This window comes from Weissella confusa (assembly GCA_041871065.1).
Lineage (GTDB): Bacteria > Bacillota > Bacilli > Lactobacillales > Lactobacillaceae > Weissella > Weissella confusa_A.
The window spans coordinates 959,940-975,060 of sequence record CP168942.1 but is presented as its reverse complement, the minus strand read 5'-3'; the positions used below and the strand labels follow the sequence as shown (position 1 = coordinate 975,060).

At 45.5% G+C, this 15,121-nt stretch carries 15 protein-coding genes; 1 reads left to right on the top strand and 14 read right to left on the bottom strand.

The window, feature by feature from the left end:
• From ACAW68_04325 to ACAW68_04290, 8 genes are all read right to left on the bottom strand, one after another.
• Positions 1–798, bottom strand: a complete 798-nt coding sequence (locus ACAW68_04325) for a Nif3-like dinuclear metal center hexameric protein (protein XGA16794.1) — start codon at positions 796–798, stop codon at positions 1–3.
• Positions 795–1,487, bottom strand: coding sequence for a tRNA (adenine(22)-N(1))-methyltransferase TrmK (locus ACAW68_04320; protein XGA16793.1), 693 nt, complete (start codon positions 1,485–1,487; stop codon positions 795–797). The genes ACAW68_04325 and ACAW68_04320 overlap by 4 nt, the downstream gene beginning before the upstream one ends.
• 91 nt (positions 1,488–1,578) lie before the next feature.
• Positions 1,579–1,995, bottom strand: a complete 417-nt coding sequence (locus tag ACAW68_04315; protein ID XGA16792.1) for an Hsp20/alpha crystallin family protein — start codon at positions 1,993–1,995, stop codon at positions 1,579–1,581.
• 489 nt (positions 1,996–2,484) lie between these two features.
• Positions 2,485–3,768, bottom strand: a complete 1,284-nt coding sequence (locus ACAW68_04310) for a tetratricopeptide repeat protein (GenBank protein XGA16791.1) — start codon at positions 3,766–3,768, stop codon at positions 2,485–2,487.
• A 92-nt stretch (positions 3,769–3,860) separates the two neighbouring features.
• Positions 3,861–4,010 carry a hypothetical protein gene (locus tag ACAW68_04305; GenBank protein XGA16790.1) on the bottom strand — a complete coding sequence of 50 codons (150 nt, stop codon included), beginning with the start codon at positions 4,008–4,010 and terminating at the stop codon, positions 3,861–3,863.
• Positions 4,011–4,062: 52 nt separating this feature from the next.
• On the bottom strand, positions 4,063–5,766 hold the full coding sequence (locus tag ACAW68_04300; protein XGA16789.1) for a hypothetical protein: 1,704 nt from the start codon (positions 5,764–5,766) through the stop codon (positions 4,063–4,065).
• Positions 5,767–5,868: 102 nt separating this feature from the next.
• Positions 5,869–6,504 carry a hypothetical protein gene (locus ACAW68_04295; protein ID XGA16788.1) on the bottom strand — a complete coding sequence of 212 codons (636 nt, stop codon included), beginning with the start codon at positions 6,502–6,504 and terminating at the stop codon, positions 5,869–5,871.
• Positions 6,505–6,519: 15 nt separating this feature from the next.
• Positions 6,520–6,906, bottom strand: a complete 387-nt coding sequence (locus ACAW68_04290; GenBank protein ID XGA16787.1) for a hypothetical protein — start codon at positions 6,904–6,906, stop codon at positions 6,520–6,522.
• Between the two features lie 125 nt (positions 6,907–7,031).
• On the opposite strand from ACAW68_04290, the gene ACAW68_04285 reads away from it, so the two are divergent.
• Positions 7,032–7,508 (top strand): NUDIX domain-containing protein, encoded by a 477-nt coding sequence (locus ACAW68_04285; protein XGA16786.1) that lies wholly within the window; start codon positions 7,032–7,034, stop codon positions 7,506–7,508.
• 47 nt (positions 7,509–7,555) lie between these two features.
• On the opposite strand, the gene ACAW68_04280 is transcribed toward ACAW68_04285, so the two are convergent.
• The 6 genes from ACAW68_04280 to ACAW68_04255 form a co-directional block, all read right to left on the bottom strand.
• Entirely contained in the window at positions 7,556–7,699 is a 144-nt protein-coding gene (locus tag ACAW68_04280) for a hypothetical protein (protein ID XGA16785.1), read from the bottom strand.
• Positions 7,700–7,739: 40 nt separating this feature from the next.
• On the bottom strand, positions 7,740–8,270 hold the full coding sequence (locus ACAW68_04275) for a hypothetical protein (protein XGA16784.1): 531 nt from the start codon (positions 8,268–8,270) through the stop codon (positions 7,740–7,742).
• A gap of 114 nt (positions 8,271–8,384) precedes the next feature.
• Complete coding sequence (locus ACAW68_04270; protein ID XGA16783.1) at positions 8,385–11,570, bottom strand: AAA family ATPase; 3,186 nt, start codon at positions 11,568–11,570, stop codon at positions 8,385–8,387.
• Position 11,571: 1 nt separating this feature from the next.
• On the bottom strand, positions 11,572–12,741 hold the full coding sequence (locus tag ACAW68_04265) for an exonuclease SbcCD subunit D (protein XGA16782.1): 1,170 nt from the start codon (positions 12,739–12,741) through the stop codon (positions 11,572–11,574).
• Between the two features lie 69 nt (positions 12,742–12,810).
• Entirely contained in the window at positions 12,811–13,743 is a 933-nt protein-coding gene (locus tag ACAW68_04260) for an L-lactate dehydrogenase (GenBank protein ID XGA16781.1), read from the bottom strand.
• A gap of 83 nt (positions 13,744–13,826) precedes the next feature.
• On the bottom strand, positions 13,827–15,035 hold the full coding sequence (locus ACAW68_04255; protein ID XGA16780.1) for an MFS transporter: 1,209 nt from the start codon (positions 15,033–15,035) through the stop codon (positions 13,827–13,829).
• Positions 15,036–15,121 lie beyond the last annotated feature (86 nt).

The window sequence follows — 15,121 nt, the reverse complement described above, 5'->3', positions numbered from 1 at the left end:
TTAAATATACGTATATGGATCCGTGTTTTCAGTTGAGGCGAAGACACGGTCTAGGTCCCAATTGTTTTCGGTTTGCCAAGCATTAACCAGTTCAACTAGCTTATCCTTGGCAATGGCCTCCATGTGGTGATCCGGATCAATCACCACAAAATCATCAGTCAAGACGTCATGCGCCGTGTGATAGTAAAAATCCGCTGTGACATAAGCGTCAGCACCAGCTGCCAAGGCATCTGGGTATTCACTACCACCATCCCCACCAAGCACCGCAATGCGTTGGATTTGACGGTTCATGTCGTTCGCAATGACACGCACGTGCGCTACATTAAACAAATCGCGCACAAATGTCGCGTAATCTGTCACCGTTTGTGGCGCCACAAGCGATCCGATGCGGCCGAGGCCTGTCTTGCCATCAGCATTAGGAATTAATGGCGTCACATCAGTTAGCTGAAGTGCTTCTGCCAACCAATCATTCATGCCACCTGCAGCCGCATCCAAATTTGTGTGCGCCGCATAAACGACAATGTCATGCTTAATCAAATCCGCATACATCTTGTTTTGTGGCACCGACAAATCCAAATTCTTCGCTGGGCGGAAAATCATTGGGTGGTGTGCAAAAATAAAATCAACGTTATTCGCAATCGCTTCTGCCACAACTTCTGGACGCACATCTAATGCCGTCATTACTGTATGAATCTCTTGATTTGGATCACCAAGTTGGAGCCCGATTGGATCACGTTCCCAAGCTATATCACGTGGTGCATAAGCTTCAATCTTGGCGATTAACTCAGTTGCTTTCATAGACCCAACGCCTCACTAATTTCAGTTACTTGTTGTTGATACTCACGGTATGCATCTGAATCTTGCTTGTTAGCTGATTCCAACTTAGCCATGATTGTCTTCACACGGTCATATTCACGTTGCCACTTGGTTTGCCAAGCTTCCGGACGCTTTTCCAAGTTAAACGGTCCGAACTTCAACTCAGTTTCGGTGTAACTGGCATGACCAGGAACTGCAATCAAGACTTCGTAGAAATGACCATCATCTTCAACAACCGTTTCGTCTTCAAGTTGATAATCATTGTCCATCAACCAAGTACGAACCACATCGATATCGATGTTTGGTTGCAAAATCAAACGTTGGTAACGTTGACCATCTGTGTGACCGTCCGCCAAAATTTGTGCAATCAAGCGACCGCCCATACCGGCAATCGTAACCGTATCAATCAAATCTTCTGGTGTAACGGCAGCCAAGCCATTCGCCAATCGGGGCACCAAAACATCCCCAAGACGGTGACGGTTAATTTCAGTTTGGACATTGTCCAGTGGTCCTTGTGCCACCTCACCCGCAATCGCGAATGAAATGTGCTTGTTCAACAACAAGTTTGCTGGCAAATAAGCGTGGTCAGAACCAATATCTGCTAAACGCGCACCATCGCGAACATATGACGCTACAGTCGCCAATCGTCGTGATAATTGCAATGCATCCATGGCAGTGTCCTCATTTCCTAATATGATAATATTCTAATTTTAGCACAAAAAACGCCGGTCTGCTAAACAAACCGACGTTTTCCATATGGTTTTAGTCTTCAATTTTGATCGCTGACTTCTTAGCGACTTCAGCCTTAGGCAACGTGATGTGCAACACCCCGTTCTTGTACTTGGCAGAAACCTTCTCACGGTCTACGTTAGGTAGGTAGTATGAACGGCCGACTGAACCAAAGCTACGTTCTGATTGTAGGATGTTGCCATCCTTGTCAGAGTGATCCTTGATTTCATGACGCGTTGCTGAAATTTGCAATGTGCCATCTTCATAATCAACCTTGATGTCATCCTTATCGACACCTGGGATGTCGGCAACCACTTCATAGTGATCATCCTTTTCAACAACGTCTGACTTTACATCAGCTCCAAATGCTGGTGCTTGCATCAATGACGCGTTCATCTTATCCAACAAATCCCCAAAGGCGTCGTGTCGACGTAGCAAATCATGTGACATAGTTATGTATCCTCCCGTACATACAAAATATTTTTCTCTATACGTCTTTTTTATCACGCCCTATTAGTGAATTTAAAATGATAACCCCCAAGTTCACAAACTGTTCAGGAGGATGAATTTTCAGCGAAAAATTCTTTGCAAATAACTATGTACTTGAATCGCAATCACCGTCGATATACCCAATGCAAAGATTATGATAAACAACTGAATTGCCGGATGAATGATGACATCGTAAATACCGGCCATTAAATGTAGTGCCAAACAAAATATCGCCATAACGACAATGAAACTACCAATCGTCACGACACAACATATCCCCGACCTTAAGTGTACTGATTTTTTTACTTTTCCGAACATTTTACTCTTTCTGATACGCCATTATGTTTTAATACAGAATCAATTTAAAGAGTTTAACAAAACAAAATGGGTATCGTTACTCGAAAAGAAGTAACAATACCCACTAAAACATTATTATTAATAATTCGAAAATTATAGTCCCTTTTCTTCCTTAAGTTGGTCGTATAGTTCAGCCGTCTCAAGGTCGTTAGGTGCTAATTGCGTGTAATTGAACAAAGCTTCTTCAGCCAAGGCCGTTTCACCCTCTTCACGGAAGTAGAAGTATGCAGGCTTCAAGAAGTTAATGTTGTCCAAGAAGAATGGCAAAGCCGCATTCCAGTACTTTGTTGCCATCTCGAAATCTTCCAAAGCCGTGTAGCTTTGTGCCAAGTTCCAGTACAATTGTGGATCAGCTTCGGCATCATCATCAGCCAAGAACTCGTTCAACAAGTTGATGTTCCCAACGTGGTCTCCCATGGCAACCAACAAGTTTGAGTAACCAATCGTCAAAGTCAAATCTTCTGGGTTGTTCTCCAAGGCCTCACGGTAGATACGGTCAGCTTCTTCGTCTTCACCTTGTGCTTGCGCAACTGCAGCAGCACGCGTGTACAATTGCGTGTTAAATGAATCAACCGCAATACCGGCTTGGTACGTAATCAACGCTTGTTCCAAATCGTTCTTGTCTTCGTACAATTGTCCCAAAGGCTCGTACAAACCAGCGTATGATGGATCGAGTTCTTGCAACTCTTCCAACGTATCGATGGCCTTGTCGACCTTTTCAGGATCAACGGCGTACGTCATTCCCAATTGGAAGCGCACGTCTGGCGTCAAATCGGCATCCTTGATTTGTTCCAAGTAACCCAATGCATTCGCAAAGTTACCCGTCAAAGCGTAGGCAACACCGATACGTGACGCGATATCCAAACCTGAGAAGCGACGCTCACCGGCCTTCAACAAGTCACGGTAGAACGGAATAGCCGTCTCATATCGACCCGTGGCAAAGTAGAACTCAGCCAACGCAAATTGAATAATCGTTTCTTCAGGCGCTAGGTCAAAGGCTTCACGCAACTTGGCTTCAGCGGCTTCGTTTAGTCCTTCAGATTGGTACAAGTCAGCCAACACCAACAATGATTCAATGTAAGCCGTTGAATCAGGTGAAATCTCGGCTAGATAAGTAATTGCTTCATCCGTCTTATCTTCATCAATCGCAATGTCAGCCAAGGCCGTGCGCAATTGATCTTCGTCAGGATACTTCTCCAACAACTTTTGATATGCACGCTTGGCTTGCGTTGAGAACCCCAAACCATACAATTCTTCTGCTAATGAATAAATCGTGTCATCATCATCATAACGTAGTGATGAGGCGAATGACTTCTTCGCATCTTCCAATTGTCCACCAGACAATTCATCAAGCATTCGTTCTGCAAATGTTGCCATATGTACCACTCTTCCTTCTTTGATAAAGTCAATAATATATCATACATAAAAAGCGCTAGGAATGCCAATAAAAAGGTACCTAGCGCTCGATGCTACTTATTTTCAGATGCAGCCTTGGCCTTAGCGCGTGCTTTGGCCAACAAAGCCTCACGTGCAGAAAGCTTTTGATCACGGGTAACAGCGCCCTTTGACGCCGCACCACGTGCAAAATCATTTGACTTGATTGTTCCCTTGCCCATCATGTCTACCTCTTTTTTCAATCTCGTTACTTACATTATACCCGAGATTGACGTACTACTTCAAAGAGTTGTTCGTCAAATTGATGACGTTCGCGACTGATGCACCCTTAACTGTCTTCACCTTCAATGTGACATCATCACCTGCTTGCATCAACAAGGCGTTTTGCATCTTAGACGGATCAAGCGTGTACATCGTCTCATCATTTTCAAGCTTGAAAATCACGACTTGCTTATCATCCAATGTGGCGTTGGCGTTAACACGGGCAACCTTACCTGTAATCGTTTGCGTCTTAATCGAGGCATCGTTAGCGCTCGCTGTTTGCACGCTACCAGCCAAGGCGTTACGGTAGGCAGCCAAGGCGTCAGAAGCATTTGCTCCTTCACCAATGACGTTTTGATCAGCTCCCTTAATGTAGGCGTACTCGCGGAAACGCTCATTTTGGTCCATCATTGAGACGACCCAAGTTGGTGTGCCGTCAATGTTCATGATAACTGGGTTTGAACCGTGCCACTTGTTTTGGGGATGCAATTGCTTAGCAACCTTAATCGCCCCATCAGAATCCATGATACCGACGTTCTTACCTGTGTAGAATGACAGCTTACCCGTACGCGTACTGATCAATGAGTATCCCTTGTCAGAGTCCGCATTTGACGTCACCGTTGTGAAATCATCAAAGTATGAAATTGAACGGTCGTTGTTAAAGACCGGCGTCACACCACTTTCTGAACCGTTTTCAGTTGGCTTGATTTGGTTCTTGTGACGGAAGTTAAAGGCATATGGATTACCGTAAGCACGGTTCATACGCGTTGCTGCTTCTGGTGACACACCCGCATCAACCCAGGCTGGCAAATCCTTTGTGCTGTAGACCGTCGTCTTACCCGTGTCTGCATTCGTCAATGACACATGGATATCATCGTACATCAATTGACCGGCCCAACGCACATTAAGCAACGTTTGCACCCAGTAAGCTTGGTCATTGTTGTCGATTTCCAAAATTGGTTCACCAACTTGGGCGTACTTTGGATTACGCATGTAAATCTTGCGCGCAATGTTGTGTGAGAACCAGCTGGTCTCTGAATAATCCAACTTTTCTTTCACGAAGTGCGCCGTGTCATTAATATCAGTGGCCGAAATAATAAAGTATCCCGGCAACGTGCGGTTCATCAACCATGACATAAAGCCGTTAAACTCAACTGGCGCCACGTAGTATGGCTTACCGTTGATATATTGGGCTGACAAATCTCCCAATCGGTACATTGAAGAATCAGGCACTTGTGAAAAGGCCTTCTTCATCATGTTTTGTGAAGCTTGCGCTGACAAGGCGATTGGTTGATCATCCTTGGTCAAGGGGGCTTCTTTCTTAACCGTTGCTTGCACAGAGTTGTACATTGGACGCACTGTCAATGCTTGTGACACACCTGCCCCCAACGAGATTAGAAACGCGATAATTGGAATGATGAACGGCCAAATCGTCAACCCTTCAAGGCTGATGTGTGTGCCACGCTTCGTTACGCGTTGCACAACTTGCGCTGAAGCACCTGTAATTAATGCCCACACCACGACAATTGCCGATTCAACCGCAACCGGCATCACCAATTGTGACAACGTTGGCACTGGCATCAACCAGTACACATAACCAGCGTTTAAGATTGTCACAATCAACATCGTCACCCATGTTAATTTTGTAATCTTAAACTTCAAAGCCCAAATCAATGAGATCAGGGCGGTAATTTCTAGAACCAAAAATGAGGTTAGCATAAGAACTCCTGTAATTCGTTTGTGATAACCTTCATTTTAGCTTAAACCGCTCCGAGTTGCTAGACGAAAAAACGGACACCACCTGGGATGTCCGTTTCATTACTATTCAGAATCGTGCTTTGACTTCAATTTAAACGTTGGCACGTCGTCATGTGAATGTGTGTGACCAAAATTAATTTCTGGAATACCGTGTTCTAACATGTGGTGATTACGGTGTTCAAATTGATCATCTTCCCATGCTGCGTCAACTTCTTGCCATGAACCGGTACGAGCCAAAATTTCGCGATACTTCGCTGGCATTTGCTTTGACCCAATCGCAATCAAAGCATCCGCATGGGCTTGAAGAGCCTCGCTAAAGTCAGCGTGTGGCTCAGCAATCCAGGCAAACAAGCCAATCGTTTCCAATTCAAGTTCTTCATAATCAGTTGGCGCAACATCAACAAATCTATCTGGTGCAATGTCCATTGCCTTAGGCGCCACTAACATCTTAGGTGCGACTTCCCATTCGTAAAAACCAGGGACATCACGTGACTTTGACACGCGATTAATCGTGACGATACCAAGTTGGTAACCCATTGCCAAACCAAGTGAATATTCTTCTGGTAGTGGCTCTTTACCAGATACCATTAAAAATTCTGTTACCCCTTCATCAGGTGCATACGGAAAGGCAATTAGTGCTTGTTGACCAAGCATCACGTCATTTGCAATTGGTTGGGGCACAATCAGTGCTTTCATCATGTTGTCCTCGTTCTATTAGTCAGCTAGCACATCGGCCATGCGGTTCATCAAGTAAGCTTCAGCTGCTTCAACCGCATCTTCAAGCTCTTCTGCATCATCTTCGGTAAAGTTGCCAACCGCCTCACGATTGTGTAGGTTGCGAATGGTTAACAACGTTGTGCGCTCGCCATCTGATAAATCAGTGTGCAAGTTTGCCAAAGCCTTGGCAACCGCCCCATCGTTAGCTGGCAAATCAGCAAACGCCAGGAATGAGCGCATAATCATTTCACGTTGTGCTTGATAGTCGGCACGTACGTCAGCTTCCGGCAACTTTCCCTTAGCGATTTCAGCTTCCTCACGCTCGGAAACACTATCAAGGTAGAGCACCGTTCCCAATTCAATGTTAAATTCATCAAAAGTCATGCCAAAATCTCCTGTGTAAAGGTTAGTAGTCTTAATAAGCTTATTGTATCACAGGCAAAAGTGCTTTTTGAAATTCTGCGGCTGAACGGATACAATTGAGAAAACGACAATTCGGGGTATTCACAATGGTAATGGAGAATTATTTCAAAGACCTACGTGCCAAAATTGGTCACGAAGAAATTATTATGCCAGGTGTGGCCGGGATTTTATTCGATGAAACCCGGACAAAGGTTCTCCTTGAGAAGCGTGGCGACGGTGAAGTTGGCTGGAGCCTGGTTGGGGGGATGCAAAATCTCGGCGAATCAGCGATGACTTCTTTGCAACGCGAATTCAAAGAAGAAGCTGGAATCGATGTTGAAATTGCTGCGTTGGTTGGTGTGGATACGAACTTCCACCATGTCTTCCCGAGTGGCGATAAAGCGCAAATCCCCATGTTTTTGTTTGAAGTCACCCAGGTCGGCGGTGAGTTGCAAGCTGATGGGGATGAAACGCTAGCATTGGAGTTCGTACCACTCGCTAGTCACCCGAAAATGTATAACGTACAACACCAACTCGCTATTGATCAGCTAATTGCCGAAGTTCCATACGGTTGGTATAACTAATAAAAGCGCTGCCGGATGACGAATAATCATCTGGCAACGCTTTTTAATTACTTATCTTCTGACAAGAATGATGCAATTTCATCTGGCGTATCAACCAATTCGATGTGAATCAATCCACGCTTCAATTGCAATTCTGTTTCCTTTGTCAAACGAGTTGCTTGCTTCTTAGCTAGCTTTTCTGACTTCTTCATGGGTGAAATGCCTCTTTTCAGTTAATAACTGTATTATACGCTATTGTTCACCCGTTCGTCGAATTTGGGCTAAGTGAATCATCACCCATTGTTCAACGCGTTCGCCAAGTTTTGTATAGGTCATGATAAACCATGCCAGATACACCACCGCTAAAATACCAAACGCACCAATTTCAGAATCCAAAATTGATAGACCAAAGTGACGCAGTACTACTGTGTCCAATAGCATATATAAAATCGGTGCCACAATCACCAACGTTAACGTCATCATCAACGTGTTTTCATGATTCGTTTGGCGTTCATCAGCAAGCCGGTACTCTTTCAATGTCAAATCATGCAATTGATGAATCGTTAAAATTTGTGCGTCTGCCTGTACCAAGCCGGCTTCATGCTTCAACAACATCACATCGCTCATTTTATCGCCAGCCATCAACGTCACCAACAACTCAGCCCGTCGGCGTGGCAGCATGGTATACAAGTCCGTGGCATCAATTTTTTCAACTTGGTAGCCATTTTCATCTTGGAAGTGGAATACGATTTGGCCGTCCTGATTTTGAACTAGAAAAAGCATAGCGCACCTCCTTCACGAAACTTTTTACCTTACTTTTTCTCTGTGCGAAAACCATTATTACCCAGAAAAAAGGTCGTTTCAATCTAAAAGTTCCATGAAATCGGTTACAGTCCCTTATACCATGCGATAAGTTAATTTACTGCGTCCGCTACCCTGTTTTGTGACCACCATTTGCTGTGGAATTTGTTGTTTCATTGACTCAACGTGTGAGATAACCCCAATCAAACGACCACTTTGTTCGACTGATGCCAACGCCTCCATCGCTTGTGACAGCGTGGTGCCGTCAAGTGAACCAAATCCTTCATCAATAAACAACGCATCAATCTTGGCGCCACCAGCACGGTGTTGGACAACTTCGGCCATCGACAACGCAATTGAAAGTGCTGCGATAAATGATTCTCCACCAGACAACGTACTCGTTGAACGGACCTTACCGGCATCTTGATCGTAAATATCAATATCCAAACCATTTTGGTTGGCACGACCAGCTTGACGGTTTGAAAGAACAAATTGGTATCGGCCAGCTGACAAATTACCGATGTAGTGCTCATTTGCGTATGCCAAAACTTCATAAAGAAAACTACGCAACACATATGGCTCTAGGCGAAGATTCTTAGTGTTCACGCCATCTACTGCTCGCGTCAACTTGATCAAATCGGCTGACTTAGCTGTAATTGCCGTAATTTGTGCTTCTAAATCAACAACCGTTTCGTGTTCCTTACGCAATTTATCTAGCTCAAATTGCAACTTAGCCTTGCGGTCGCGCGCAATCGTTTCCGCTTCATTGGCTACTTCTTGTTGTGCTTGAAGTGCCGTCAGATCAGGGGCGGTCTGGTCACCAATTTCAGCCGTAACTGCCGTCAGTTGTTGCTTATTTTCAGCAACTTGCGTATCATACGTGGCAATTTCGGCACTCAAAGTCGTCATCAATGACTTGTCGGCATCCAAACGCGCCAATAAGTCCTTAAAGGCTGCTTCATCCGCAACTGGACCAGCTGCAATCTCAGCACCTAAGCGCCCTGACATCGTCGCCAATTGTTCATTAGCCGCTGTCAATCCTGCAGCTAATTCTGCGTGACGAGCTTGCAATGTCTGTACCGTCTGTTGGGCGCTACGGACCGCTTCTTGCGCGGCTTGTTGTTGCTTTTCAAACGTTGCGATTTCTGTTGCCAACGTTTGACGCTCATCTTCATAGGTTGCAACATCGCCCAATTCACCTAGCGCGTTCAGTTTTGCCAACGCATCTCGGTCAGCTGTCAACTGACGTTCTTGTTCTTGCAATTGAGCCGTCGTTGACGCAACTTGTTCTTTAAGTTTGCAAAGCTTCGCCGTCAACTCAGCGAGTTCGCGAGTCGTCTTAGTTTGAAGCGCAATATCGTTTTCCACAATTGCCTTCAGCTCGTCATAACGTGCTGATACCGCAGATGCATCATATGTGTCCGGTAGCAAGTTATCTGGGAAAATCTGTTGCCAATCGACATACAGCGTTTCATAGGCATCGGCCAAATCAGCTTTAGCTTGATTAAATGATGTCGTCGCCTTCGCAACCATGTCTTGCAACTCATTAACTGAGGCTTTCACACCAGCTTCATCCGCAATAGCTTGTTGCTCAGCGGTTTCAGCCTCTTCCACTTCGGCCATGGCAACCTTCAAATCGTCGTAGGTAGTTTGAACAGCGTGCGGATCTTCATTTTCACCAGTGTAGATTTGACCACAAACGGCACACGGCTCACCAACCTTCAACTCATTATGCAATTGTTGAATCATCACATTACGACGAAGCGTTGCCTTTGACTCACGCATCGCAATCACTTCCGCTAGTGTTGTTTGCGCAGCGGTTAACTTGTGTTGTGCTGATTCATATGATTGTTGCGTATTTGCCAAGCTGGCTTGCTGTTGATTCAACCGTATTTGAGCCTGTGATAATGATGCAATACGACCAGCAAAGCCTGCCAAAGCCGTTTGTTGCATTGTAACGTCAGCTAGTGATGCCAAACGTTCGTTCGCAGCCGTCATTTTTTGTTCAACTTCTGTGACGTGTTTTGCTGTTCCAGCCTGCATGTCATGTAATGCTGACAGACGCTCCTCAGACGCATCAATCGTCTTTTGTAAATCGGCTTGACGCTTCGCATTTGGTAGTAACGTTTCCGTCACCAACGTCAAGCGCTCGCGTTGGGCGACAACTGCCGGTTCACCAGCTGTTAACGTCGCTTGTTCTTGACGTGCAGTTGTTGCTGCCTTTTCAGCCTCAACTAACTTACTTGCGGTCTGAGTAGACTCATCAGTCAAACGTTGCACTGTTCGCTTGGCATCATCAACCTTCGCAACCAAATCGCGTTGGGTATTTCCCCAATCCAAGACTGCCAAGTCAGCACGCTTAGTCGCAATTTCCTCAGCTAGCGTCGCTAATTGTGTTGCCTGGGCCTGCAAGACCTGTTGGCGCTCAATCGCTTGCGCCAACTTTTGACCAGCTTGTAACGCAGCTTGCGCAGTTGTCAAAGCAGCAACCGTTTGTTCATGGACGGTCGTTTGTTGCGTAACCGCTGTTTGTGCGTTAGCAACTTGAGTGGCTAAGTAGGCCACTTGTTCAGTTGGTGTTGGCGCAAGTTCAGCAATGTTTGGCACATCCCAACTAACCTGCTTCAATGCAGCCCGCAACTCGTTCGACAAGCTTTCAATCTTTTTGTTGGCATCCTTACGTTGGTTCTTCAATGCTTCAGTAAACGCATCAAAAATTTCAGTCCCAAACAGACTACGCAAAATCGTAATTTTGTCGTCACTTTGGGCGGCCAAAAACTCACGGAATTGATTCTGTGGCAGCAAAATAATCTTGCGGAATTGATCTGCCGTCAAATGCAATAATTCTTGGACAGTTTCATTAACCAACGTTGCCTTTTCACCTAAATCGGCAATCGGGGTCTGCAAAGAATCATCCACTTCAGCAAAGGATACTTCCGCCTTACGCTCCGTCGTGTCGTCATCTGACTTAGCGCCACGCTTCTTCTTTAGTTGTTGCGTTGGCTTACGCGCAATGCGGTAGTACTGACCATTATGCTCAAACCAGAACGTCACCGCCGTTTCAGCCGTGGTTGGTGCGAACTCACTACGCATCGCTTCCGGCTTGCGATCGCCCGTTCCTCCACCAAATAACGCATATGTCATTGCGTCGAACATGGTTGTCTTACCAGCGCCAGTATCACCCGTAATCAAAAACAACTTTGATTCCGTAAAACGTTCAAAATTAACGGTCGTATCTTCGTACGGCCCAAAATATTCAAGATGTAATTTAATAGGTCGCATATTATCCTTCTTCCGCTTGTGAAATCGCAACTAACGTATCTGACACCAGTGTTTCTTGCAACGGCGTCAACGATTCCCCCATCACTTCTTCATAGAACTGGCCAATCAAGTCTTCGTTCGAAATATCCTCATCGACCGGCTCTGGGACAACCTGCTGGTCCAAAGCGATTTTTGGCATGTCGTATTGCAATTCCACGACATCCCCATAAATTTCCGTCAAATCAGCACGCGCATTTGAGGATTGCGCAGCACCTTGAATGCGAATACTAAAGAAGTTCGCATGTGCGCGATCATATTGTTGATAGAAAGCTGGATCAATTAACGTTTCAAACGTTTCCTGCAAGACAATCAAATCCTTCGTCGGCGCGATTGGGCGCCACGTTGTTGTCACACCTGCGTCAGTTACATCAACAATATAGACACCCTTTTCAGTTTGGGCTTCCTTGGTATTGAACTTTACCGGTGACCCTGAATAACGAATTGTCTTAGTTGGGCTAGCTTCACGTAAATGCAAATGACCCAATGCGACGTAATCGAAATCTGCAAATTGTCCCGCCGTGATGCCCTTCAATCCGCCGACACGTGAATTCGTCTCACTCGTAAATTCATAATCTGCATTGTCAGAACCCGTTACGTAATAATGGGTTACCAAAATGTGACGCTTGTCCGGATTAAAGTTTGCGACCATCTCAGGCACAATACGCGCCATGACTTGTTCAATCGATTGATAGTCCGCGATTTCATCTTCAGATACTTGGTAGTAAACACGCGCAGCAGTTGGTTCCAAAAATGGCAGCATAAAAATCTGCGCTTCCTCAGTTTCAACCGGCGTAAATGCCTCCGCCAAAGTTGTGTTGATGTATAACTCAGTCTGTTCACGCCACTCGTGGCCAGCACCAAGACGCGTTGCCCCATCGTGGTTTCCTGAGACTGCATAAATGGGCAAATGATGCGTCAAATTCATCTCACGCAACATAGCTTCTAAGGCCGTCACTGCACTTGTCGGCGCAATGGCGCGGTCATACAAGTCACCTGCCACAATAATGCCATCAACTTGTTCCTCTAAAGCCAACTGCAAAATCTTTTTAAAAGCAGCTTTTTGTTCTTCTAATAGTGAGAAGCCACCCAGTTCTTTACCGATATGCCAATCGGCAGTATGTAAAAGCTTCATAAACCTTCCTTTCAAGCATAACTAGAAAAAAGTGGTCCAATCGCCTGATTGAAGCCACTTTTTGTGTTTTTAGAGTGTATCAACAATTTCGTCGAAACGTTGTTGGATGTAATCACGTGATTGCAAAAGCTTCTCTTGCTCATCCGTTGTTAAATCAAGCGTCGTTTCTGCCAAGACACCATCACGCCCAATAATCGCTGGGTATGACAAGTACATGCCCATGTCATCGCGTCGGTTTGACACAACCAATTCAGCATGCGCATCAGCCATCACAGCCTTAGCAATGCGAATTGCTGACGTTGCAACACCGTAACTTGTGTATCCCTTACCATTCAAAACCGTGAAGCCACCCTTACGTGCTTCCTCTTCAATGGCTGCCAAATCAATATCGCCAGCATCGGCCAACGTCACGATTGGTTGACCCATAACACGCACCGTTGACCAAGCCACGAATTGTGAGTTACCGTGCTCACCCAAGTTGTATCCTGAGACAGAACGTGGATCCAAATCAAACGCTTCACCAACCGCACGTTGCATACGCGCTGTATCAAGCAAAGTACCCGTTCCAATCACCTTGTGAGCTGGGAATCCAGTCACGTGTTGGAACAAAGCCGTGATCACGTCAACTGGATTTGAAATCACGACCAATACGCCGTGGAAACCAGAGTCCTTCAAATTCGTCCCGACTGATTGGACCATGCTGCTCGTGAACTTCAACTCAGCAAAACGGTCACCAGTTGGGTTGTCTTGTTGCAACTTGATGTTTCCCAATGTTGAAATTACAACATCTGCATCAGCCAAGGCCGCCCAATCATTAATCACAATGTTACCGTGCGCTTCCAAGTTCGCCATTGCATCTTGGAAATCAATTTGATCAGCCTTTACCTTTGCCTCGTTTGCATCAATAAAGACGTAGTCGTCGGCTACCCCTTGTGCAATCAATCCGTGCGCTACCGCAGCCCCAACGTTTCCAAGGCCGATAATTCCAATCTTACGTGCCATAATATCCCCCAAATTGTTTTTGTCGTATGTTCATTATACAAAAAAGAGACGTTGTTCACCACTGAACAACGTCTCATAATCATTTAGTCAAACAAATGTTTTGTCATTGCCATCATCACGGCAGCCACAATCATCACAATTACCAACAACAGATAAACCACATTTTGGATGCCCCCGTTTGGATTAGCCGTAAAGGCCATACCATAAAGCATTGGGCCAAATGCGGACATGAAGTAACCACCCGCTTGGGCCATACCTGACAAACGGGCCGTTTCGACTGGTGAAGATGTCTTCCCCGCAAACATTGTCATCGTGTACAAGAAGAAAAATGACGTTGCAAAACCGATCAAAATCGTCAAGAAGAACCAGTACACAACTGAAGACGTTTCTTGATCAAACAACATCACCGCACCAATTAGTGACATCACGGCAGCAACTGCAATGGTTGCCAACGTCCCCTTGCGACGCATGTTTACCAAGATATTCGGTACCAAAATTGAAATTGGCATCCCAATAAATGAATAGAATGACATAATCACAGAGATTGAGCCGGCTGAAACATGATGCTGCGCCATCATGGTTGGAAGCCAGGCCACACCCGTGTAATTAATAATCGCTTGTACACCGAAGACAACCAAGAATGGCCACGCCTTAATATTTGTCCAAATCTTCTTCTTGGGTGCGTTAGCGTCATGGTGACGACCACGCGTTGCAGGTACCTTCTCCGGCACACGCAAAGACGTGTAGATCCAGAAACCAAGTACAATGGCTGGCAACAAGACCAGCAACCACATCACGGCGTGCCAACCGAATGTTGCCACCACTGCCGCCGTCAACAAGCTAAACGTCGCTGACCCAATCATAATCGTGAGTGAGTACATTGATGTGTAAACCCCCACCTTATGTGAGAAATATGACGCCACGAATGTTGGCATAAACACGTTTAGGTGCGCAATTCCTGCACCGACCAGAACCGTTCCAATCAACATAGTTGGCATCGTCACGACCAAGCGCAACGCCGTTCCCAAAAAGATTGATGCCAATGACAGGCCCAACGCCTTCTTTAAACCAAAGAACGCCATCGTCTTTGAGGCAAAATTAGAAATCAGTAGGAACATGACCAATGGAATCGTCGTCAAAATACCCAGTTGACCCTTAGGTACGCCCAACTCGCCTGAAATCTGCGTTAACATCAAGGGGAGCGTCGTAATGGGTGATCGCATGATTAACCCAATCAAGAGGACACTTGCTGCTAAAATTGCGCCAGTTGACGCTACTTGTTTATTACTCATACTCACCCTGCTTTCAAAAACGTAAAAAACCTAGATGTCTAGAATATCATTTTTTCAGGCAGTAAAAAAGCCGTCATCCGACGAAA